The sequence below is a fragment of the Stenotrophomonas sp. 28608_Sma genome (assembly GCF_056486185.1).
Genome location: NZ_CM151308.1, coordinates 900,354 through 923,012, shown reverse-complemented (window position 1 = coordinate 923,012; position 22,659 = coordinate 900,354). Strand labels below are relative to the sequence as shown.

Below are 22,659 nucleotides of genomic sequence, written 5' to 3'. Positions count from 1 at the left end.
GCTTTTCCCTGAGGAGTCCGCACAAGGATGTGCGGGCTCTTGCGAGGGACTCGCACTTACGCCTTCTTGGCTTCCTTACGGATGATGACTTCGTCGGAGTACTTCACGCCCTTGCCCTTGTACGGCTCCGGCTTGCGGAACGCACGGATCTTGGCGGCAACTTCACCGACGACCTGCTTGTCAGCGCCCTGGACCAGGATCTCGGTCTGGGTCGGGGTCGACAGGGTGATGCCTTCCGGCGCCACGAACACGACCGGATGCGAGAAGCCCAGCGACAGGCTCAGGTCCTTGCCCTGCATGGCAGCGCGGTAACCCACGCCGACCAGCTCCAGCTTGCGCTCGAAGCCTTCGGACACGCCCTTGACCATGTTGGACAGGATCGCACGCACGGTACCGGTCAGTGCGACCAGGTCGGCGTTCTCGGTGCTCAGGGTGGCAACGCCGTTGTCGACGTTGATGGCAATACCGGCCGGCTTGGCCAGCGACAGGGTGCCCTTCGGGCCCTTGGCGGTGACGCTGTCCGACTGGACGTTCAGTTCAACCTTACCCAGGTCGATCGGCTTCTTGGCTACGCGGGACATAGTTCTACTCCTTTCGCCTTAGGCCACGAAGCACAGGACTTCGCCGCCGACGCCCAGCTGGCGCGCCTGCGCATCAGTCATGATGCCCTTGGAGGTGGAAATGATGGAGATACCCAGGCCGTTCATGACCTTCGGCAGTTCGCTCTTGCCGCGGTACTGGCGCAGGCCCGAACGCGAGAAGCGCTTCAGGGTCGCGATGACCGGCTTGCCTTCGAAATACTTCAGCACGATTTCCAGCTCGGACTTGTTGTTTTCCAGCTGGGTCACGCGCAGGTCGGTGATGTAACCCTCGTCCTTCAGGACCTGGGCAATCGCAACCTTGATCTTGGACGACGGGGCTTTCACCGTCTGCTTGCCAACCGCGGCCGCATTCTTGATGCGGACCAGCAGGTCGGCGATGGGATCAGTCATGCTCATATGAGTACCTTTGAGTGCACCGATATCCGCTTTCGCGAAAATCTGTTGTCTCCTGGAAACGGGCCAGGTCCCTTGTTGCAGCGGGCCGAAAGCCCACTCCTACAACCCCGTCTGCACAGGGCAAGACGCGGGAGTATACGCCAAAAGAGCCCGGCTTGCGCCGGGCTCTTCGGTTTTTTTTGCGTCGGGAAAGCTGAATGCCTCCCCTGCCCGGTTCAGGCACCCCCGAAGGGGCGCCTGATCGCAGGGCCGGCTGGGATTACCAGCTGGCCTTGCGCAGACCCGGGACGTCGCCACGCATGGTGGCTTCACGCAGCTTGTTACGGCCCAGGCCGAACTTGCTGTAGACGCCACGCGGACGACCCGACAGCTCGCAACGGTTGCGCTGGCGGCTCGGCGACGAATCGCGCGGCAGCTTGGCCAGCTTGGTTGCGGCGTCGATCTTCTCTTCGTAGGTCGCGTCCACGGAGGACACGATCTTCTTCAGAGCTGCACGCTTTTCAGCGTACTTCTTTGCCAGCTTTTCCCGCTTGATGTCGCGGTTGACCATGGAGGTCTTTGCCATTTCGGTTTCCTCGACAGATCAGTTACGGAACGGGAACTTGAACGCTGCCAGCAGCGCCTTCGCTTCCGCGTCGGTCTTCGCAGTGGTGGTGATGGCGATATCCATACCGCGGATCGCGTCGACAGCGTCGAAGTCGATTTCCGGGAAGATGATCTGCTCCTTCACACCCATGTTGAAGTTGCCGCGGCCGTCGAAGGAACGACCGGAAACACCACGGAAGTCGCGCACGCGCGGCAGCGAGATGTTGATCAGGCGATCCAGGAACTCGTACATCTTGTGGCGACGCAGCGTGGTCTTGCAGCCGATCGGCCAACCATCGCGGATCTTGAACGACGCAACCGACACACGCGACTTGGTGACAACCGGCTTCTGGCCGGAAATCTTGGTCATGTCGCCGACGGCGTTTTCCAGGATCTTCTTGTTGGTGGCCGCTTCGCCGACACCCATGTTCAGGGTGACCTTGACCAGCTTCGGCACTTCCATCGGATTGGTGTAGCCGAACTGCTTCATCAGCGCCGGCACCACTTCGTCCTTGTAGAACTTTTCGAGACGGGAACTCATCTTCTCATTCCTCAGGCGTCGAGCGCCTCACCGCTGGAGCGGAACACACGCAGTTTGCGTCCATCCTCCAGCACCTTGAAGCCAACGCGTTCGCCCTTGCCCGAAGCCGGGTTCAGAACATTCACGTTGGAGATATGGATCGAAGCTTCGCGCTCGACCACGCCGCCGGCAACACCTGCCTGCGGGTTCGGCTTGGTGTGGCGCTTGACGATGTTCACGTTGGCGACGACCACACGGTCGCCGTCGACGCGGACGACTTCGCCCTGCTTGCCCTTGTCCTTGCCAGCGTTGACGACAACCTGGTCGCCCTTCTTGATACGGTTAGCCATGATTATCTCCTGTCGCTCACAGCACTTCGGGAGCGAGCGAGACGATCTTCATGAACTTCTCCGAACGAAGTTCACGGGTCACCGGCCCGAAGATACGGGTACCGATCGGCTCCTGCTTGCTGTTCAGCAGAACGGCAGCGTTGCCGTCGAAGCGGATCAGCGAGCCGTCGGCGCGACGCACACCCTTGCGGGTACGCACCACGACGGCGTCATACACTTCACCCTTCTTGACCTTGCCGCGCGGAATCGCATCCTTCACGGTGACCTTGATGATGTCGCCGATGCCGGCGTAACGGCGCTTGGAACCACCCAGCACCTTGAAGCACATCACCTGCTTGGCACCCGAATTGTCCGCGACGTCAAGGTAGCTCTGCATCTGGATCATGATTCAGCTCCTTATTCAGCCGCGCGCGTGATGACTTCCACCACGCGCCAGTTCTTGGTCTTGGACATCGGAGCAATCTCGGTCACGCGGACGACATCGCCTTCCTTGCAGGCGTTGTCGGCATCGTGGGCGTGCAGCTTCGTCGAGCGCTTGATGTACTTGCCGTACAGCGCGTGCTTGACCTGACGCTCAACCAGGACGGTAACCGTCTTGTCCATCTTGTTGCTGACGACACGGCCTTCGACCGTGCGCAGCGTCTTCTTTTCAGTATTGTCGCTCATAGCGGCCATCCTTACTTCGTGCTGCCGAGCAGGGTCTTGACGCGAGCAATCTCGCGGCGGACCCGGCGAATGTCGTGGGTCTTCGGCAGCTGGCCGGTGACCTGCTGCATACGGACAGAGAACTGTTCCTTACGCAGGTCGATCAGGTGGGCCTTGAGTTCGTCAGCCGACTTTTCACGGAGAGTTTTGATATCCATCAGCGCACCGTACGGGTCACGAAAGTGGTGGTGACCGAGAGCTTGGCGGCGGCCAGGCGGAACGCCTCGCGAGCCACTTCCTCGGAAACACCCTCGATTTCATAGATCATGCGGCCGGGCTGGATCTGGGCCACCCAGTATTCCACGTTGCCCTTACCAGAACCCATTCGGACTTCGATGGGCTTCTTGGTGATGGGCTTGTCGGGGAACACGCGGATCCACATCTTGCCGCCGCGCTTGACGTAGCGGCTGATCGAGCGGCGGGCCGCTTCGATCTGACGCGCGGTCAGCTGACCGTGTGCGGTTGCCTTCAGGCCGTATTCGCCGAAGCTGACAGCGTTGGCGCTCCAGCTCAGGCCATCGTTACGGCCCTTGTGTACCTTGCGGTACTTGGTTCGCTTGGGTTGCAACATTGTCGTTACCTCGCTTCACGGGCCGGGCGCTGACGGTCACCACGGTCGCCGCGATCGTGACGATCGTTGCGCGACGGGGTGTCGTCCTGCTTTTCCTGGCCAACCTGGGAGAAATCGAAGACCTCGCCCTTGTAGATCCAGACCTTGATGCCGATGATGCCGTAGGTCGTCTTGGCTTCAGCGAAGCCATAGTCGATGTCGGCACGCAGGGTGTGCAGCGGCACGCGGCCTTCGCGGTACCACTCCGAACGGGCGATTTCTGCACCGTTGAGGCGGCCACCGACGTTGACCTTGATGCCCAGGGCACCCAGGCGCATCGCGTTGCCGACCGAGCGCTTCATTGCACGGCGGAACATGATGCGACGCTCCAGCTGCTGGGCGATCGACTCGGCAACGAGCTGCGCGTCCAGTTCCGGCTTGCGCACTTCGGTGACGTTGATGTGCGCCGGGACGCCCATCATCTCGCTCACTTCCTTGCGCAGCTTCTCGATGTCCTCACCGCGCTTGCCGATCACCACGCCCGGACGGGCGGTGTGGATCGTCACGCGAGCGGTCTTGGCCGGACGCTCGATCAGGATCTTGCTGATGCCGGCCTGAGCCAGCTTCTTGCGCAGCATTTCGCGCACTTTCAGGTCGGCTGCCAGGTAACCAGCGAACTCGGCCTTGTTGGCGTACCACTTGGAGTTCCAGTCCTTGGAAATGCCGAGGCGGATACCAATCGGATGAACTTTATGACCCATGGTCTTTTCCTTATCCGCTTACTTGGCGGCGCCCACAACCACAGTGATGTGGCTGGTGCGCTTGAGGATGCGGGTACCGCGGCCTTTCGCCCGCGCCATGAAACGCTTCAGGGTCGGACCTTCATCAACCATGATGGTCTGAACCTTCAGCTCGTCGACGTCGGCGCCCTGGTTGTTCTCGGCGTTGGCAATTGCCGACTCCACCACCTTCTTGATCAGGTGGGCAGCCTTCTTGTCCGAGAACTTCAGCAGGTTGACCGCACGCTCGGCCGGCAGACCGCGCACCTGGTCAGCGACCAGACGAGCCTTCTGCGGGGAGATGCGCGCAGTGCGCAGGATGGCTTTCGCTTCCATTGTCATCTCTCCTTACTTGCCCGACTTCTTGTCACCACCGTGACCCTTGAAGGTCCGGGTGATGGCAAATTCGCCGAGCTTGTGGCCGACCATGTTCTCGTTGACGAGAACCGGGATGTGGTTCTTGCCGTTATGCACGGCAATGGTGACGCCTACCATGTCAGGCAGGATCATCGAACGGCGCGACCAGGTCTTGATCGGCTTCTTGCTGCCCGCAGCGGCCTCCACCTTCTTGACGAGGTGGTGATCGACGAACGGGCCCTTCTTGAGTGAACGTGCCATGGTCGATTAGCCCCTACGATCGCGGACGATGAACTGCTGAGTGCGCTTGTTATGGCGCGTCTTGTAACCCTTGGTCGGGACACCCCACGGGGTGACCGGATGCGGGTTACCCTGGCCGGCCTTCGCCTCACCACCACCGTGCGGGTGGTCAACCGGGTTCATGGCAGCACCACGAACGGTCGGGCGGACGCCGCGCCAACGCTTGGCACCGGCCTTGCCCAGCTTTTCCAGGCTGTGCTCGTCGTTGCCGACTTCGCCGATGGTGGCGCAGCACTCGACCGGAACCTTACGCATTTCACCCGAGCGCAGGCGCAGGGTGGCGTAGATGCCTTCGCGAGCCACCAGCTGCACGGCCGCACCAGCGGCGCGAGCGATCTGAGCGCCCTTGCCCGGCTTCAGTTCGATGCAGTGGATGGTGGTGCCGACCGGAATGTTGCGCAGCGGCAGGGTGTTGCCAGCCTTGATCGGGGCATCCGAACCAGCGATCACCTGATCACCAGCCTTCAGGCCCTTCGGGGCGATGATGTAGCGACGCTCACCGTCGACGTAGCACAGCAGAGCGATGTGCGCGGTGCGGTTCGGATCGTATTCGATGCGTTCCACGCGCGCCGGGATGCCCAGCTTGTTGCGCTTGAAGTCGATGATGCGGTAGTGCTGCTTGGCACCACCACCGACGTGACGCACGGTGATGCGGCCATGGTGGTTACGACCACCCGAGCGGCTCTGCGACTCGACCAGCGCAGCGTGCGGAGCACCCTTGTGCAGGTCGGGAGTGACCACGCGCACGGCCGAACGGCGGCCGGGGGAAGTGGGCTTGAATTTCATCAATGGCATGGGATGTACCTCAGGCCTTGGCCGTTACATCGATCGACTGGCCATCGGCCAGGCGAACGTACGCCTTGCGCCAATCGCCGCGGCGGCCAGCACGGTTACGGAAGGACTTGTTCTTGCCCTTGACGTTGACCACGTTGACGGCTTCGACCTTGACGTCGAACAGCTGCTCAACCGCGGCCTTTACATCGGCCTTGGTGGCTTCGTTCGAAACTTCGAAGACATACTGGTTGGAGAGTTCCTGCAGGCGCGCGGTCTTTTCGGAGACACGCGGGGCACGCAGCACGCTGAAGATTTTTTCGTTGCTGTTCATGCCAGCCACTCCTCGACCTTCTTGACCGCGTCAGCGGTGATGACGACCGTGTCGGCACCCACCAGCGAGACCGGATCCAGACCCTGGACGTCACGCACCTGCACGTACGGCAGATTGCGGGCGGACAGGTACAGGTGCTCGGACGCTTCTTCGGTGACGATCAGCGGGCGCTTGCCCACTTCCAGGCCGGCCAGCTTGGCGATCAGACCCTTCGTGTTGGTCACTTCGACGTCGAAGGACTCCACGATGGTCAGACGGCCCTGACGGTTCAGCTCGGACAGGATCGCGCACATGGCGGCACGGTACTGCTTGCGATTGACCTTCTGCTCGAAGCTGCGCGGCTTGGCCGCGAAGGTGACACCGCCGCCGACGAAGATCGGAGCCGTCAGTGCGCCATGACGCGCGCCGCCGCCCTTCTGCTTCTTCGACTTCTTGGTGGTACCAGCCACTTCGGAGCGAGTCTTCTGTGCCTTGGTGCCGGCGCGACCGGCGTTGCGGTAGGCAACGACGACCTGGTGGACCAGATCTTCGCTGAAATCGCGACCGAACACGGCGTCGGAGACCGAGACCTTGTTGTTGCTACCCGTGATAACGAGTTCCATCGTCATCTCTCCTTATGCCTTGCTCGCCGGACGGACGATCACGTCGCCACCCGCCGCGCCCGGAACGGCGCCGCGAACGGCGATCAGACCGCGCTCGACGTCGACCTTGACCACTTCCAGGTTCTGGGTGCTCTGCTGCACCGCGCCCATGTGGCCCGACATCTTCTTGCCCGGGAAAACGCGACCCGGGGTCTGGCGCTGACCCAGCGAACCCGGCGCGCGATGCGACAGCGAGTTACCGTGGGTTGCATCGCCCATACGGAAGTTGTGGCGCTTGATGGTGCCCTGGAAGCCCTTACCCTTGGTGACACCCTGGACGTCGACGATCTGGCCGACTTCGAAGATGTCCGCCTTGACTTCGCCGCCAACGGCGAAATCGCCGAGCTGCGCGTCTTCAACGCGGAATTCCCACAGGCCACGACCCGCTTCCACCTTCGCCTTGGCGAAGTGGCCGGCTTCCGGCTTGTTGACCAGGGCAGCGCGACGCGCGCCGACGGTCACCTGCACGGCGCTGTAGCCGTCGGTTTCGACGGTCTTGATCTGCGCGATGCGGTTCGGGGTTGCTTCGATCAGGGTCACCGGGATGGAGCGGCCATCTTCAGTGAACACGCGGCTCATGCCAGCCTTGCGGCCCACGAAGCCCAACGAATACTTCTTCGTCATGGTCGTAGTCCTCAGGTCAGCTTGATCTGAACGTCGACGCCGGCAGCCAGTTCGAGCTTCATCAGCGCGTCCACGGTCTTGTCATTCGGGTCAACGATATCGAGCACGCGCTTGTGCGTGCGGGTCTCGTACTGGTCACGCGCGTCCTTGTCGACGTGCGGGGAAACGAGAACGGTGTAACGCTCGATCTTGGTCGGCAGCGGGATCGGGCCACGCACTTGCGCGCCGGTCCGCTTTGCCGTTTCAACGATCTCGCTGGCCGAACGGTCGATCAGACGATGATCGAACGCTTTCAGCCGGATCCGGATCTTTTGGTCCGCCATGGCGGTAGGTTCCTTCGTTAAAAGAGCGACAGACAAAGCCTCTGGGTTGCTTTGTCCCATGAAATTCCTGAATACGGACAGCCCGCAGTCCTGCAGGCCGCCAAGGTCAATCCATCGACCTCAAAAACGTAGGCAGACCAGTTACCCGGCCTGCCCAGACGTAGAAGCATAATGGCACGCAAGGCAGCTGTCAACAGTCGCCTGTTGACGCCGCCTGAATGGCATTGACCCTTCCTGGTCCGGGGAACACAAGGCACATCCTGTGCCTGCTTTCCCATTTGATACGCCCCGATGCCCTACCCAGGCAACATCGGGGCGCTGATACTACCAGATTACTCGATGATCTTCGAGACCACGCCGGCGCCGACGGTACGGCCGCCTTCGCGGATGGCGAAGCGCAGACCTTCGTCCATGGCCACCGGGTTGATCAGGGTGACTTCCATCTTGACGTTGTCACCCGGCATCACCATTTCGACGCCTTCCGGCAGCTTGGCGGCGCCGGTGATGTCGGTGGTGCGGAAGTAGAACTGCGGACGGTAGCCGTTGAAGAACGGGGTGTGGCGGCCGCCCTCGTCCTTCGACAGGACGTACACTTCGCCTTCGAACTTGGTGTGCGGCTTGATCGTGCCCGGCTTGGCCAGCACCTGGCCACGCTCGACGTCGTCACGCTTGGTGCCGCGCAGCAGCAGGCCAGCGTTGTCGCCTGCCTGACCCTGGTCCAGCAGCTTGCGGAACATTTCAACGCCGGTCACGGTGGTCTTCTGCACCGGACGGATGCCGACGATTTCGATTTCGTCGCCAACCTTGATCACGCCGCGCTCGATACGACCGGTCACCACGGTGCCGCGGCCCGAGATCGAGAACACGTCTTCCACCGGCATCAGGAACGGCTTGTCGATCGCACGCTCCGGCTCCGGAATCCAGCTGTCCAGCGCGTCGACCAGCTTCAGGATGGCCGGCACGCCGATGTCGCTCTGGTCGCCTTCCAGCGCCAGACGGGCCGAACCGGCGATGATCGGGGTGTCGTCGCCCGGGAACTCGTACTTGCTCAGCAGCTCGCGCACTTCCATCTCGACCAGCTCGAGCAGCTCGGCGTCGTCCACCATGTCGGCCTTGTTCAGGAACACGACGATGTACGGCACGCCGACCTGGCGCGACAGCAGGATGTGCTCACGGGTCTGCGGCATCGGGCCGTCAGCGGCCGAGCACACCAGGATCGCGCCGTCCATCTGGGCGGCACCGGTGATCATGTTCTTGACGTAGTCAGCGTGGCCCGGGCAGTCAACGTGGGCGTAGTGACGGATCGGGGATTCGTATTCGACGTGCGCGGTCGAGATCGTGATGCCACGCGCCTTTTCTTCCGGCGCGGCGTCGATCGAGGAGTAGTCCTTGAACTCGCCACCGAAGCGCTCGGCACCGATCTTGGTCAGTGCGGCGGTCAGCGTGGTCTTGCCGTGGTCGACGTGACCGATGGTGCCGACGTTGACGTGCGGCTTGGTGCGTTCGAACTTACCCTTTGCCATTGTTCTATACCTTGATTGTTCGTAAGTGGTTTCAAGAGAGGCTGAGCGAGGCTCAGCCCTTCTTCATGACGGCTTCGGCGATGTTGGTCGGAGCCGGCTCGTAGTGATCGAATTCCATGGTGAAGGTGGCGCGGCCCTGGGTCTGCGAACGCAGTGCAGTGGCGTAGCCGAACATTTCACCCAGCGGGATCATCGCGTTGATGATGCTGGCCGAACCGTCACCGGTGGTGTCGGAACCCTGCAGCACGCCGCGACGACGGCTGACGTCGCCCATCACGTCACCCTGGTAATCCTCCGGGGTCACGATCTCGACCTTCATGATCGGCTCCAGCAGCACCGGCTTGGCCTTGGCGAAGCCCTGCTTGAAGGCCATCGACGAAGCCAGCTTGAACGCCATTTCCGAGGAGTCGACGTCGTGATACGAACCGAACACCAGCTTCACCTTGACGTCCACGACCGGGAAGCCAGCCAGCGGGCCGCTGGTGATGGTTTCGCGCAGGCCCTTCTCGACCGACGGGATGAATTCCTTCGGGATCACGCCGCCGGTGATGTCGTTGATGAACAGGAAGTCGTCCTTGATCATCGGAGCGATCTTCGGATCGGCACGGTCGGCAGCAGTGATCGGCGACAGTTCGATCACGACGTGACCGTACTGACCCTTACCACCGGACTGCTTGGCGTGCTTGTAGTCCGACTTGACGTCAGCCAGGGTGATGGTTTCGCGGTAGGCCACCTGCGGCGCGCCAACGTTGGCTTCAACGTTGAACTCGCGCTTCAGGCGGTCAACGATGATGTCCAGGTGCAGCTCGCCCATGCCCGAGATGATGGTCTGGCCGGATTCTTCGTCGGTCTTGACGCGGAACGACGGATCTTCCTGTGCCAGACGGCCCAGGGCCAGGCCCATCTTTTCCTGGTCCGACTTGGTCTTCGGCTCGACGGCCATCGAGATCACCGGCTCCGGGAACGTCATGCGCTCCAGGATGATCGGGGCGTCCACGGCGCACAGGGTGTCACCGGTGGTGGTGTCCTTCAGGCCCACGGCAGCGGCGATGTCACCGGCCAGAACTTCCTTGATTTCCTCGCGGTTGTTCGAGTGCATCTGCAGGATGCGGCCGATGCGCTCCTTCTTGCCCTTCACCGAGTTCAGCACGGTGTCGCCACCGTTCAGGGTGCCCGAGTAGACACGGAAGAAGGTCAGCGCGCCGACGAACGGGTCGGTGATGATCTTGAAGGCCAGCGACGAGAACGGAGCCTTGTCGTCCGACTTGCGGGTCATTTCGACGGTGTCGTCGTCAACGTCCACGCCCTTCACGTCCGGCACGTCGACCGGCGACGGCAGCAGCTGGATCACGCCATCCAGCATGGCCTGCACGCCCTTGTTCTTGAAGGCCGAGCCGCAGTACATCGGCACGATCTCGGTGGCCAGGGTGCGGGTACGCAGGGCATTGATGATTTCAGCCTCGGCCAGCTCTTCGCCGCCCAGGTACTTTTCCATCAGCTCTTCGCTGGCTTCGGCAGCGGTCTCGACCATGAACTGGCGAGCCTCTTCAGCCGGGCCCTGCAGTTCGGCCGGGATGTCGCCGTATTCGAACTTCATGCCCTGCGAAGCTTCATCCCAGTGGATGGCCTTCATCTTCAGCAGGTCGACGACGCCCTTGAAGTTGTCTTCAGCGCCGATCGGCAGCTGCATCGGCACGGCAACCGCGCCCAGCTTGGCCTTCAGCTGGCCGACGACCTTCTGGAAGTTGGCACCGGTACGGTCCATCTTGTTGACGAACGCGATGCGCGGCACGTGGTACTTGTTGGCCTGGCGCCACACGGTTTCCGACTGCGGCTGCACGCCACCGACGGCGCACAGGACGAAGACGGCACCGTCGAGCACGCGCAGCGAGCGCTCCACTTCGATGGTGAAGTCGACGTGCCCGGGGGTGTCGATGATGTTGAAGCGGTGCTCCGGCAGGGACTTGTCCATGCCCTTCCAGAACGCGGTGGTGGCAGCGGACTGGATCGTGATGCCACGCTCCTGCTCCTGCTCCATCCAGTCCATGGTGGCGGCGCCGTCATGCACTTCACCGATCTTGTGGCTCTTGCCGGTGTAGAACAGGATGCGCTCGGACGTGGTGGTCTTGCCGGCATCGATGTGAGCCATGATGCCGAAGTTACGGTAACGCTCGATGGGAGTGGAACGGGCCACGGGAGCCTCTCAGATTTCTTGGATTTCGGATGGCCGAACGCCGCCTTTCGGCGGCCTTCGGATTGGCGCAGCCCTTCTGGGACCGCGAGGCAGCACGCACCGAAGTGGTGCTGCCCTGCCTGTTTTACAAGGCCGTCAAACTCACCAGCGGTAGTGGGCGAATGCCTTGTTGGCTTCGGCCATGCGGTGGGTTTCTTCGCGCTTCTTGATGGCGCCGCCACGGTTTTCCGAGGCGTCGATCAGTTCAGCAGCCAGCTTCTTCGGCATGGTGTTCTCGCCACGCTTGCGCGCGGAGTCGATCAGCCAGCGCATGGCCAGGGCCATCTTGCGCGACGAACGCACTTCGACCGGCACCTGGTAGGTGGCACCACCGACGCGGCGCGACTTGACTTCGACCGCCGGAGCGACGTTGTCCAGAGCCTTCTGCACCAGTTCAATGGCGTTGGCGCTGCTGTTCTTCTCGGTGATCACGTCCATGGCGCCGTACACGATCTTTTCGGCGACGGACTTCTTGCCGCTCTGCATGACCATGTTGATGAAGCGGGCGATGGTTTCGCTTCCGTGCTTCGGATCGGGCAGGACGGAACGCTGCGGAGTATTACCCTTACGCGACATAGTGCTCTCTCCTTATGCCTTCGGACGCTTGGCGCCGTACTTGGAACGGGCCTGGCGACGCTTGGCAACGCCGGCGGCGTCGAGCGAGCCACGAACGGTGTGGTAACGCACACCCGGCAGGTCCTTGACGCGACCGCCGCGGATCAGGACCACGGAGTGCTCCTGCAGGTTGTGGCCTTCACCACCGATGTAGGAAATCACTTCTTCCTGGTTGGTCAGGCGGACCTTGGCAACCTTGCGCAGAGCCGAGTTCGGCTTCTTCGGAGTGGTGGTGTAGACACGGGTGCAGACGCCACGGCGCTGCGGGCACTTGTCGAGCGCCGGCGAGGCACTCTTGTAGGTGGTCGCTTGCCGCGGCTTGCGGACCAGCTGGTTGATCGTCGCCATCAGTAGGTTCTTCTGATTGGTGGCCGGAAAATCCGACCAGAGATGCGGAAATGTTAAAGCAGGCCGAAATTCTGGCCTGCTGAGACAGACGATTGTAGCAACCTGCCAGGAAAGCAGTCAAACGCCTCCTGTCAAGCCCGTCCCTGATCCCGGGACGTTACTGGGGGGCCTCCATGTACCCCGTTCAGATTGACAGGGTCGATCGCGGACGATCTCCCTGCCCTTTCCCACTCCCATCGATGGACCGACGGGGTGGTCCGGCCTTGCAGCCGGACCGGATACCTCATTCTTCGCCCGACGCCTGTTCAGCTTCGGCTTCAACCACCGGTGCCTCGACCGCGGCCGGGGTGCCGGCAAGGGTCTGCATTTCCGACTCGGTGAGGCCGGAAGCGCCGCGACGGCGGTTGCTGTGGTACGCCAGGCCGGTACCGGCCGGAATCAGGCGACCCACGATGACGTTTTCCTTCAGGCCACGCAGGTTGTCCGAGGTGCCGCGGACGGCCGCTTCGGTCAGCACGCGGGTGGTTTCCTGGAACGAAGCGGCCGAGATGAACGATTCGGTCGCCAGCGACGCCTTGGTGATACCCAGCAGGACCGGATCGAAGTGCGCCGGCAGCTCATTGCGGGCTGCAAGGCGGGCATTCTCCTCGATAACGCGCTGGCGCTCCACCTGTTCGCCGTTCAGGAACTTGCTGCTGCCCTGGTCGGTGATCTCGACCTTGCGCAGCATCTGGCGGGTGATCACCTCGATGTGCTTGTCGTTGATCTTCACGCCCTGCAGGCGGTACACGTCCTGGATTTCCTTCACCAGGTAGGCGGCCAGCGGTTCGACACCCAGCAGGCGCAGGATGTCCTGCGGGCTCGGCTCGCCGTCCACGATGGTTTCACCCTTGGTGACATGCTCGCCTTCGAACACGATGACCTGGCGGTACTTCGGGATCAGCTCTTCGTGCTCCGAACCATCGGTGTCCTTGATGATCAGGCGCTGCTTGCCCTTGGTGTCCTTGCCGAAGCTGATGATGCCCGAACGCTCGGCCAGCACCGCCGGATCCTTCGGCTTGCGCGCTTCGAACAGATCGGCCACGCGCGGCAGACCACCGGTGATGTCGCGGGTCTTCGACGCTTCCTGCGGGATCTTGGCGACCACGTCACCCACACCGACGGCAGCGCCGTCCTGCAGGTTGACGATCGAGCGCGGCGGCAGCAGGTACTGCGCCGGCAGGTCGGTGCCCGGAATCGACAGGTCGTTGCCCTTGGCGTCGACGATGCGCACGATCGGGCGCAGGTCCTTGGCCTGGGTACCACGACGCTTCGGATCGGTGATTTCGCGCGACGCCAGGCCGGTCAGCTCGTCGGTCTTCTCGATGACGGTGATGCCGTCGACGAAGTCGATGAAGCGGATGAAACCGGCCACTTCCGACACGATCGGGTGGTTATGCGGATCCCAGTTGGCCACGGTCTGGCCAGCCTTGATCGCATCACCGTCCTTGGACGTGATGGTCGCACCGTACGGCAGCTTGTAACGTTCACGCTCACGGCCGTGGGCATCGAGCACCGAGATTTCGCCCGAGCGCGACACTGCCACCAGCGAGCCGTTGGCATGCTCGACCGACTTGAGGTTGCTGAACTTGACCGAGCCGGTGGTCTTGACGGTGATGTTGTCGACCGCAGCAGCTCGCGACGCCGCACCACCGATGTGGAACGTACGCATGGTCAGCTGGGTACCCGGCTCACCGATGGACTGGGCGGCGATGACGCCGACCGCTTCACCGATGTTGACCAGGTGGCCACGGGCCAGGTCGCGGCCGTAGCAGCGCGAGCAGACGCCGAAGGCCGATTCGCAGGAGATGGTCGAGCGGACCTTGATGGTCTGCACGCCGGCGTCTTCCAGCTTGGCAACCCAGGCTTCGTCCAGCAGGGTGTTGCGGGTGACGATCGGATCTTCGTCGTTGCCCGGCAGGAACACGTCCTCGGCAACCACGCGACCCAGCACACGGTCCTTCAGCGGTTCGACCACGTCGCCGCCTTCCACGATCGGGGTCATGATCAGGCCTTCGGTGGTACCGCAATCCACCTCGGTGATCACCACGTCCTGTGCCACGTCGACCAGACGACGGGTCAGGTAACCCGAGTTCGCGGTCTTCAGCGCGGTATCGGCCAGACCCTTACGGGCACCGTGGGTGGAGTTGAAGTACTCCTGCACGTTCAGGCCTTCGCGGAAGTTCGCCTTGATGGGCGTCTCGATGATCGAGCCGTCCGGGCGGGCCATCAGGCCACGCATGCCGGCCAGCTGACGGATCTGCGCCTGCGAACCACGCGCACCGGAGTCGGCCATGATGTACAGCGAGTTCATCGACTTCTGGTCGATGGTCTCACCCTTGGCATTGACCACCTTCTCGGTACCGATGGTGTCCATCATCGCCTTGGCGATGCGCTCGTTGGTGCGCGACCAGATGTCGACCACCTTGTTGTAGCGCTCGCCGGCGGTGACCAGGCCCGACTGGTACTGCTCCTGGATTTCCAGCACTTCGGCTTCGGCCTCGGTGAGGATGCCCTTCTTCTCGTCCGGGATCAGCATGTCGTCGATGCCGATCGAGACGCCGGCGCGGGTCGCGTACGCGAAGCCGGTGTACATCAGCTTGTCGGCGAACACGACCGTGTCCTTCAGGCCCAGCTGGCGGTAGCTGGAGTTGATCAGGCGGCTGATGTTCTTCTTGGTCAGCTCGGTGTTGGCCAGCGCGAACGGCAGGCCTTCCGGCAGGATTTCAGCCAGCAGGGCGCGACCGATCGTGGTGTCCACGATCGAGGTCTTGTTCTGCTTGTTGCCGTCTTCGTCGGTCACCACTTCGGTGATGCGGACCTTGACGCGCGCGTGCAGTTCCACCACGCGGTTGTCGTAGGCACGCTTCACTTCGGCGATGTTGGCGAAGGCCATGCCCTCGCCCTTCTTGTTTTCCAGCGAGCGGGTCATGTAGTACAGACCCAGCACGACGTCCTGCGACGGCACGATGATCGGCTCGCCGTTGGCCGGCGACAGGATGTTGTTGGTCGACATCATCAGCGCACGCGCTTCCAGCTGGGCTTCCAGCGAGAGCGGCACGTGGACGGCCATCTGGTCACCGTCGAAGTCGGCGTTGAACGCGGTGCAGACCAGCGGGTGCAGCTGGATGGCCTTGCCTTCGATCAGCACCGGCTCGAACGCCTGGATGCCCAGACGGTGCAGGGTCGGCGCACGGTTCAGCATCACCGGATGCTCGCGGATGACCTCTTCCAGGATGTCCCAGACTTCGGCTTCTTCGCGCTCGACCAGCTTCTTGGCGGCCTTGATGGTGGTGGCCAGGCCACGACGCTGCAGCTTGGCGAAGACGAACGGCTTGAACAGCTCAAGCGCCATCTTCTTCGGCAGGCCGCACTGGTGCAGGCGCAGGTACGGACCGACCACGATGACCGAACGGCCCGAGTAGTCGACGCGCTTGCCCAGCAGGTTCTGGCGGAAGCGGCCCTGCTTGCCCTTGATCATGTCGGCCAGCGACTTCAGCGGGCGCTTGTTGGTGCCGGTGATGGCACGGCCACGACGGCCGTTGTCCAGCAGCGCATCGACCGATTCCTGCAGCATGCGCTTTTCATTGCGCACGATGATATCCGGCGCGCTCAGTTCGAGCAGGCGGCGCAGGCGGTTGTTACGGTTGATGACGCGGCGGTACAGGTCGTTCAGGTCGGAGGTCGCGAAGCGGCCGCCATCCAGCGGGACCAGCGGACGCAGGTCCGGCGGCAGCACCGGCAGCACGGTCATGACCATCCACTCCGGACGGTTGCCCGATTCCAGGAAGGCTTCGATCAGCTTGATGCGCTTGGTGAGGCGCTTGAGCTTGGTTTCCGAACCGGTAGCGGCGATTTCCTCGCGCAGGCGGGTCATTTCCGACTGCAGGTCGATCGTGCGCAGCAGTTCGTACACGGCCTCGGCGCCCATCGCGGCGTCGAAGTCGTCACCGTGCTCCTGGCGGGCCTGCAGGTACTGTTCTTCGGTCAGCAGCTGGCGGCGCTCCAGGGCGGTCAGGCCCGGCTCGGTCACCACGTAGGCTTCGAAGTACAGCACGCGCTCGATGTCGCGCAGGGTCATGTCCAGCATCAGGCCGATGCGCGACGGCAGCGACTTCAGGAACCAGATGTGCGCGACCGGCGAAGCCAGGTCGATGTGGCCCATGCGCTCGCGACGCACCTTGGCCAGGGTCACTTCGGTGCCGCACTTTTCGCAGACCACGCCGCGGTGCTTCATGCGCTTGTACTTGCCGCACAGGCACTCGTAGTCCTTCACCGGGCCGAAGATGGCGGCGCAGAACAGGCCGTCGCGTTCCGGCTTGAAGGTACGGTAGTTGATGGTTTCCGGCTTCTTCACTTCGCCGAAGGACCACGAACGGATCAGGTCCGGCGAAGCCAGCGCGATCTTGATCGCGTCGAAGTCCAGCGTCTGGCGCTGCTGGTTGAAGAGGTTGAGCAGGTCTTTCATGGTGTTCTCCAGAAGGAGGAATGCTGTGTCGATGGGCTTTCAGTTCACTGCCAGCGGCGCGGCGGCGTTGACCGCCGCGCCGGCATGGATCAGTTGTCTTCCAGTTCCATGTTGATGGCCAGCGAGCGGATTTCCTTCACGAGCACGTTGAAGGATTCCGGCATGCCCGCGACCATCTCGTGCTCACCGTCGACGATGTTCTTGTACATCTGGTTGCGGCCCTGCACGTCATCGGACTTCACCGTCAGCATTTCCTGCAGGGTGTAGGCCGCGCCGTAGGCTTCCAGCGCCCAGACTTCCATTTCACCGAAGCGCTGGCCGCCGAACTGCGCCTTGCCGCCCAGCGGCTGCTGGGTGACGAGCGAGTACGGGCCGGTCGAACGGGCGTGCATCTTGTCGTCGACCAGGTGGTTCAGCTTCAGGTAGTGCATGTAACCCACGGTGGTGTGGCGATCGAACGCTTCACCGGTGCGGCCGTCGTACAGCTGGGTCTGGCCACTGCTCGGCAGGTCGGCCAGTTCCAGCATGCGCTTGATTTCCGCTTCGGTGGCGCCGTCGAACACCGGGGTGGCCATCGGCACGCCGTCGGTGAGGTTACGGGCCAGACGCAGCAGTTCCTCGTCGCTGAACTGCGACAGGTCGACACGGTTGGCCACGTTGGTGTCGTCGTGGTTGTAGATGTCGTCCAGGAACTTGCGCAGGTCGGCGACCGCCGCCTGGGCTTCCATCATCGCCTGGATCTTGCGGCCCAGGCCCTTGGCAGCCCAGCCCAGATGCACTTCCAGGATCTGGCCGATGTTCATACGCGACGGCACGCCCAGCGGGTTCAGCACGATGTCCACGGTTTCGCCCGAGGCCATGTACGGCATGTCCTCGACCGGCACCACGTTGGAGACCACACCCTTGTTACCGTGGCGGCCTGCCATCTTGTCGCCCGGCTGGATGCGGCGCTTCACGGCCAGGAACACCTTGACCATCTTCAGCACGCCCGGGGCGAGGTCGTCGCCGGCGGTGATCTTGCCGCGCTTGTCGGCGAAGCGACGCTCGAATTCCTTCTCGTGCGCCTGGATCTGCTTCTGGGCGCGCTCGATGGCTTCCGAAGCGTCCTCGTCCTTCATGCGCAGGGCGAACCAGTCAGCCTTCTTCAGGCCGTCCAGGAAGGCGTCGCTGATCACGTCGCCCTTCTTCAGGCCAGCGCCACCGTTGACCACCTTGCCCACGATCTGCGAACGCAGACGCATGTAGATGGCGGCTTCCAGGATGCGGAACTGGTCGTCGAAGTCCTTCTTGACGCGCTTGATTTCAGACTCTTCGATCTGGCGGGCGCGCTTGTCCTTCTCGATGCCGTCGCGGGTGAAGACCTGCACGTCGATGACGGTACCGTCCATGCCCGGCGGAACGCGCAGCGAGCTGTCCTTCACGTCCGAAGCCTTCTCGCCGAAGATCGCGCGCAGCAGCTTTTCTTCCGGGGTCAGCTGGCTTTCGCCCTTCGGCGTGACCTTGCCGACCAGGATGTCGCCGGCACGGACTTCCGCACCGATGTACACCACGCCGCTCTCGTCCAGGCGGTTCAGCGCCTGCTCGGAGACGTTCGGGATGTCGGCGGAGATTTCCTCCGGCCCCAGCTTGGTGTCACGCGCGACGCAGGTCAGCTCTTCGATGTGGATCGTGGTGTAACGATCCTCTTCCACCACACGCTCGGAGAGCAGGATGGAGTCTTCGAAGTTGTAGCCGTTCCACGGCATGAACGCGATCAGCATGTTCTGGCCCAGGGCCAGTTCGCCGATGTCGGTGGACGGACCGTCGGCCAGCACGTCGCCGCGGGCGATGACGTCACCCACCTGGACCAGCGGACGCTGGTTGATGCAGGTGTTCTGGTTCGAACGGGTGTACTTGACCAGGTTGTAGATGTCCACGCCTGCGTCGGTGGCGCCAACGATCTCTTCCTCGTTGACCTTGACCACGATACGGGCGGCATCGATCTGCACGATCTCGCCACCACGACGGGCATTCACGGTCACACCGGAGTCACGCGCCACGGCGCGCTCGATGCCGGTACCGACCAGCGGCTTCTGCGCACGCAGGGTCGGCACGGCCTGACGCTGCATGTTGGCGCCCATCAGTGCGCGGTTGGCGTCATCGTGCTCCAGGAACGGAACCAGCGCGGCCGCGATCGACACGGTCTGCATCGGCGAGACGTCCATGAAGTGGACTTCCGCCGGCGGCTTCAGCAGCGACTCACCCTGGAAGCGGCACGGAACGAACTGCTCGGTCAGCACGCTGTCGGCATTGGTCAGCGCGTTGGCCTGCGCAATGACGTACTCGTTTTCTTCGATGGCCGACAGGAACTCGACTTCGTCATAGACCTTGCCGTCCACGACCTTGCGGTACGGAGTCTCGAGGAAACCGTACTGGTTGGTGCGGGCGTACACGGCCAGCGAGTTGATCAGGCCGATGTTCGGGCCTTCCGGGGTTTCGATGGTGCAGACGCGGCCGTAATGGGTCGGGTGCACGTCGCGCACTTCGAAGCCGGCGCGCTCACGGGTCAGGCCGCCCGGGCCCAGGGCCGAGACGCGACGCTTGTGGGTCACTTCCGACAGCGGGTTGTTCTGGTCCATGAACTGCGACAGCTGCGAGGAGCCGAAGAACTCCTTGATGGCAGCGGCGACCGGCTTGGCGTTGATCAGCTCCTGCGGGGTCAGGCCTTCCGACTCGGCCATCGACAGGCGCTCTTTGACCGCGCGCTCGACGCGGACCAGGCCCACGCGGAACACGTTCTCGGCCATTTCGCCGACCGAACGCACGCGACGGTTGCCCAGGTGATCGATGTCATCGACCACGCCACGACCGTTGCGGATCTCGGTCAGGACCTTGATCACGTCCAGGATGTCGGAGCTGTCGCCATGGGCGGCAACCAGGCGCTTGGACTCTTCGTCGTTGCGCTCACCGTAGTACTTGCGGTCGTACAGCACGGCTTCGCCGGTGGTTTCCTTGCGGCCCACGCGACGGTTGAACTTCATGCGGCCGACCGCGGACAGGTCGTAGCGCTCGAAGGTGAAGAACAGGTTGTGGAACAGGTTCTGCGCGGCGTCCTTGGTCGGCGGCTCGCCCGGACGCATCATGCGGTAGATCTCGACCAGGGCTTCCAGCTGGGTCTTGGTCGGGTCGATGCGCAGGGTGTTGGACAGGTACGGGCCACGATCCAGATCGTTCACCCACAGGGTGCCCACGGCATCCACACCGGCCTTGCGGAAGGCCTGCAGCTGCTCGTCGGTGATCTCGTCATTGGCCTGGGCCAGCAGTTCGCCGGTCGAAGCATCGACCACGTCGTGCGACAGGATGCGGCCGACGATGTAGTCGTCCGGCACGGCCAGAGCGGCGATGCCCGAGGCTTCCAGCTGCTTGATGTGGCGCGCGGTGATGCGCTTGCCGGCTTCCACGATGACCTTGTCGCCGTCGGCGAGGTCGAAGCCCAGGGTTTCGCCGCGCAGGCGCTCCGGCACCAGCTCCAGCTGGACGCCTTCATCCGGGTTGATGTGGAAGGTGTTGATCTCGAAGAACTCGGCCAGCATCTCTTCGTTGCTGTAGCCGAGCGCGCGCAGCAGGATCGACACCGGCAGCTTGCGGCGGCGGTCGATACGGGTGAACAGCGCGTCCTTCGGGTCGAACTCGAAGTCCAGCCAGGAGCCGCGGTAAGGAATGATGCGGGCGCTGTACAGCAGCTTGCCCGAGCTGTGGGTCTTGCCACGGTCGTGGTCGAAGAACACGCCCGGCGAACGGTGCAGCTGCGAGACGATGACGCGCTCGGTGCCGTTGACGATGAAGGTGCCGTTCTCGGTCATCAGCGGGATTTCGCCCAGATAGACCTCCTGCTCCTTCACGTACTTGATGGCCTTGGTCGACGACTCACGGTCGTAGATCACCAGGCGCACGGTCACGCGCAGCGGCGCGCCGTAGCTCATGCCACGCTGGCGGCACTCACGCTCGTCGAAGACCGGTTCGCCCAGCTTGTAGCCGACGTATTCCAGGGCAGCATTGCCGCTGTAGCTGGCGATCGGGAAGACCGACTTCAGCGCAGCGTGCAGGCCGTGGTCCGTGCGCTTGGCCGGATCGACGTTTTCCTGCAGGAATTCACGATAGGAATCCACCTGGATGGCGAGCAGGAACGGCACTTCGAGAATCGAGCGCTGCTTGCCGAAATCCTTGCGGATACGCTTTTTTTCGGTGAACGAATAGGACGTCATGAGGTCTTCCACCTTGTTGTGCGGATCGTGCGCCCACGATCCGAAGGGAACTTGAAATTGTCAGTTGGAAGTCGCTGGTATTGCCGGCACCAGCACGCCTTCTCCCGCTACTTCCAACTGCCAACTCGTCTGCATCCACTCCCCCGCTGCCGCGCTCTGCGCTGGCCTGCCGGGGTCTGACCGCAGCCCGTGTTGGGCTTTTTCTGCTTTTGAAACAGTCGACCAACAGTCGACCCTACCGGTACTGCAACAACGACCAAAGGCCGGGGGCTTACGCCCCCAGCCTTGGCTGCATCGCCGTGAATCGGTGACGATGCAAGGTAACTGTTTACTTGACTTCGACAGTCGCGCCAGCAGCTTCCAGGTCCTTCTTCATCTTCTCGGCGTCGTCCTTCGAAGCGCCTTCCTTCAGGACGCCACCGGCTTCGGCCAGGTCCTTCGCTTCCTTCAGGCCCAGGCCGGTGATGGCGCGGACGGCCTTGATGACTTCGACCTTCTTGTCGCCGGCCGACTTCAGGGTGACGGTGAACTCGGTCTGCTCTTCAACAGCAGCGGCCGGGCCAGCGGCAGCAGCCACGGCAACCGGAGCAGCGGCGGAGACGCCGAACTTCTCTTCGATGGCCTTGACCAGCTCCATCACTTCCATCAGGGACTTCTCGGCGATGGCGTCGACGATCTGTTCGTTGGTAAGGGACATGATTAATACCTTTGGATGATTTTCTGGGTTGAGGTTCCGTCAGGAACCACGGTAAGTCGAAACTCAGGCGGTCTCGGCGGCCGGCTCGGCAGCGTCGGCGGCGACGTCGCCACCACCCTGCTTCTCGCCAACGGCCTTGATGGCGCGGGCAAACATCGTGACCGGCTCGGTCAGGACGCGGGCCAGCATGGCCAGGGCCTGGTCGCGGGTCGGCAGCGAGGCCAGCACTTCGACGTGGCTTGCCGGGAACACTTCGCCACCGATGGCGACGACCTTAGCCTTCAGCTTGTCGTTGCCCTTGGCGGCTTCCTTGATCAGGCGACCGGCAGCGCCGGGCTCCTCGAGCGAGAACGCGTACAGCAGCGGACCAACCATCTGGTCCTGGGCGACTGCGAACTCGGTGCCTTCAACGGCGCGCGAAGCCAGGGTGTTCTTGACAACCTTCAAGAAAACACCGGTTTCACGAGCCTGCTTGCGCATCGCGGTCATCTGGGCGACCGTGGTGCCAGCGTATTCGGCTGCGATCAAGGAGTGGGCCTTGGCGGCGACGTCTGCCAGCTCGGCGACTACTTCTTGCTTCTGGGACAGATTGAGAGCCATTGCACTCCTCCTATTGAACTCCGCTTACGGCTCCTGCCGTGTGCGGTCCTGTGCG

25 protein-coding genes are annotated in these 22,659 nt (G+C 62.8%); all 25 read right to left on the bottom strand.

Translation table 11 applies throughout. The features are described from left to right. Positions 1-56: 56 nt before the first annotated feature. The 25 genes from rplF to rplJ all read right to left on the bottom strand — a co-directional run bounded on the left by rplF (position 57) and on the right by rplJ (position 22,604). Complete coding sequence (gene rplF, locus ACZLHH_RS04170) at positions 57-581, bottom strand: 50S ribosomal protein L6 (protein ID WP_005408211.1); 525 nt, start codon at positions 579-581, stop codon at positions 57-59. Positions 582-599: 18 nt separating this feature from the next. Next, the gene (gene rpsH, locus ACZLHH_RS04165) at positions 600-998 is read right to left on the bottom strand and encodes a 30S ribosomal protein S8 (protein WP_005408210.1); all 399 of its coding nucleotides are present in this window, start codon (positions 996-998) and stop codon (positions 600-602) included. Positions 999-1,257: 259 nt separating this feature from the next. Beyond that, the gene (rpsN, locus tag ACZLHH_RS04160; protein ID WP_005408209.1) at positions 1,258-1,563 is read right to left on the bottom strand and encodes a 30S ribosomal protein S14; all 306 of its coding nucleotides are present in this window, start codon (positions 1,561-1,563) and stop codon (positions 1,258-1,260) included. 18 nt (positions 1,564-1,581) lie between these two features. Further along, positions 1,582-2,124 carry a 50S ribosomal protein L5 gene (rplE, locus tag ACZLHH_RS04155; RefSeq protein WP_004154491.1) on the bottom strand — a complete coding sequence of 181 codons (543 nt, stop codon included), beginning with the start codon at positions 2,122-2,124 and terminating at the stop codon, positions 1,582-1,584. Between the two features lie 11 nt (positions 2,125-2,135). Further along, entirely contained in the window at positions 2,136-2,453 is a 318-nt protein-coding gene (gene rplX / locus ACZLHH_RS04150) for a 50S ribosomal protein L24 (RefSeq protein WP_004154490.1), read from the bottom strand. 16 nt (positions 2,454-2,469) lie between these two features. Further along, positions 2,470-2,838 carry a 50S ribosomal protein L14 gene (gene rplN / locus ACZLHH_RS04145; protein ID WP_004145357.1) on the bottom strand — a complete coding sequence of 123 codons (369 nt, stop codon included), beginning with the start codon at positions 2,836-2,838 and terminating at the stop codon, positions 2,470-2,472. Between the two features lie 11 nt (positions 2,839-2,849). Next, a complete protein-coding gene (gene rpsQ / locus ACZLHH_RS04140) occupies positions 2,850-3,119 on the bottom strand; it encodes a 30S ribosomal protein S17 (protein WP_004154489.1) in 270 nt (89 codons plus the stop codon). 11 nt (positions 3,120-3,130) lie between these two features. Beyond that, the gene (gene rpmC / locus ACZLHH_RS04135; protein WP_004154487.1) at positions 3,131-3,316 is read right to left on the bottom strand and encodes a 50S ribosomal protein L29; all 186 of its coding nucleotides are present in this window, start codon (positions 3,314-3,316) and stop codon (positions 3,131-3,133) included. Then, positions 3,316-3,729 carry a 50S ribosomal protein L16 gene (rplP, locus tag ACZLHH_RS04130; protein WP_004154486.1) on the bottom strand — a complete coding sequence of 138 codons (414 nt, stop codon included), beginning with the start codon at positions 3,727-3,729 and terminating at the stop codon, positions 3,316-3,318. The genes rpmC and rplP overlap by 1 nt, the downstream gene beginning before the upstream one ends. Positions 3,730-3,734: 5 nt before the next feature. Continuing rightward, positions 3,735-4,469 (bottom strand): 30S ribosomal protein S3, encoded by a 735-nt coding sequence (gene rpsC, locus ACZLHH_RS04125; RefSeq protein ID WP_004145350.1) that lies wholly within the window; start codon positions 4,467-4,469, stop codon positions 3,735-3,737. A gap of 18 nt (positions 4,470-4,487) precedes the next feature. Next, positions 4,488-4,823, bottom strand: a complete 336-nt coding sequence (gene rplV / locus ACZLHH_RS04120; protein WP_004145348.1) for a 50S ribosomal protein L22 — start codon at positions 4,821-4,823, stop codon at positions 4,488-4,490. Positions 4,824-4,835: 12 nt separating this feature from the next. Continuing rightward, positions 4,836-5,105: a 30S ribosomal protein S19 gene (gene rpsS / locus ACZLHH_RS04115; RefSeq protein WP_004154485.1), complete on the bottom strand. Its 270-nt coding sequence runs from the start codon at positions 5,103-5,105 to the stop codon at positions 4,836-4,838. Positions 5,106-5,111: 6 nt separating this feature from the next. Continuing rightward, entirely contained in the window at positions 5,112-5,939 is an 828-nt protein-coding gene (rplB, locus tag ACZLHH_RS04110) for a 50S ribosomal protein L2 (protein WP_004145339.1), read from the bottom strand. 10 nt (positions 5,940-5,949) lie between these two features. Further along, on the bottom strand, positions 5,950-6,249 hold the full coding sequence (gene rplW / locus ACZLHH_RS04105) for a 50S ribosomal protein L23 (protein WP_004145338.1): 300 nt from the start codon (positions 6,247-6,249) through the stop codon (positions 5,950-5,952). Further along, positions 6,246-6,851, bottom strand: coding sequence for a 50S ribosomal protein L4 (gene rplD, locus ACZLHH_RS04100; RefSeq protein WP_004145337.1), 606 nt, complete (start codon positions 6,849-6,851; stop codon positions 6,246-6,248). The genes rplW and rplD overlap by 4 nt, the downstream gene beginning before the upstream one ends. Before the next feature lie 12 nt (positions 6,852-6,863). Continuing rightward, positions 6,864-7,514 (bottom strand): 50S ribosomal protein L3, encoded by a 651-nt coding sequence (rplC, locus tag ACZLHH_RS04095; RefSeq protein WP_004145336.1) that lies wholly within the window; start codon positions 7,512-7,514, stop codon positions 6,864-6,866. Between the two features lie 11 nt (positions 7,515-7,525). Continuing rightward, on the bottom strand, positions 7,526-7,837 hold the full coding sequence (gene rpsJ, locus ACZLHH_RS04090; protein WP_005408208.1) for a 30S ribosomal protein S10: 312 nt from the start codon (positions 7,835-7,837) through the stop codon (positions 7,526-7,528). 332 nt (positions 7,838-8,169) lie between these two features. Further along, positions 8,170-9,360 carry an elongation factor Tu gene (gene tuf, locus ACZLHH_RS04085; protein WP_049416993.1) on the bottom strand — a complete coding sequence of 397 codons (1,191 nt, stop codon included), beginning with the start codon at positions 9,358-9,360 and terminating at the stop codon, positions 8,170-8,172. A 52-nt stretch (positions 9,361-9,412) separates the two neighbouring features. After that, positions 9,413-11,554: an elongation factor G gene (fusA, locus tag ACZLHH_RS04080; protein WP_049422946.1), complete on the bottom strand. Its 2,142-nt coding sequence runs from the start codon at positions 11,552-11,554 to the stop codon at positions 9,413-9,415. Positions 11,555-11,695: 141 nt separating this feature from the next. After that, positions 11,696-12,169: a 30S ribosomal protein S7 gene (gene rpsG, locus ACZLHH_RS04075; protein ID WP_004145321.1), complete on the bottom strand. Its 474-nt coding sequence runs from the start codon at positions 12,167-12,169 to the stop codon at positions 11,696-11,698. A 12-nt stretch (positions 12,170-12,181) separates the two neighbouring features. After that, positions 12,182-12,556: a 30S ribosomal protein S12 gene (rpsL, locus tag ACZLHH_RS04070; RefSeq protein ID WP_004145320.1), complete on the bottom strand. Its 375-nt coding sequence runs from the start codon at positions 12,554-12,556 to the stop codon at positions 12,182-12,184. 283 nt (positions 12,557-12,839) lie between these two features. Then, complete coding sequence (gene rpoC / locus ACZLHH_RS04065) at positions 12,840-17,063, bottom strand: DNA-directed RNA polymerase subunit beta' (RefSeq protein WP_049462863.1); 4,224 nt, start codon at positions 17,061-17,063, stop codon at positions 12,840-12,842. Positions 17,064-17,152: 89 nt separating this feature from the next. After that, a complete protein-coding gene (gene rpoB, locus ACZLHH_RS04060; protein WP_049462864.1) occupies positions 17,153-21,307 on the bottom strand; it encodes a DNA-directed RNA polymerase subunit beta in 4,155 nt (1,384 codons plus the stop codon). Positions 21,308-21,635: 328 nt separating this feature from the next. Further along, on the bottom strand, positions 21,636-22,004 hold the full coding sequence (gene rplL, locus ACZLHH_RS04055) for a 50S ribosomal protein L7/L12 (RefSeq protein ID WP_010480374.1): 369 nt from the start codon (positions 22,002-22,004) through the stop codon (positions 21,636-21,638). Between the two features lie 63 nt (positions 22,005-22,067). Further along, positions 22,068-22,604 carry a 50S ribosomal protein L10 gene (gene rplJ / locus ACZLHH_RS04050; RefSeq protein WP_010480377.1) on the bottom strand — a complete coding sequence of 179 codons (537 nt, stop codon included), beginning with the start codon at positions 22,602-22,604 and terminating at the stop codon, positions 22,068-22,070. Between the last annotated feature and the right edge of the window lie 55 nt (positions 22,605-22,659).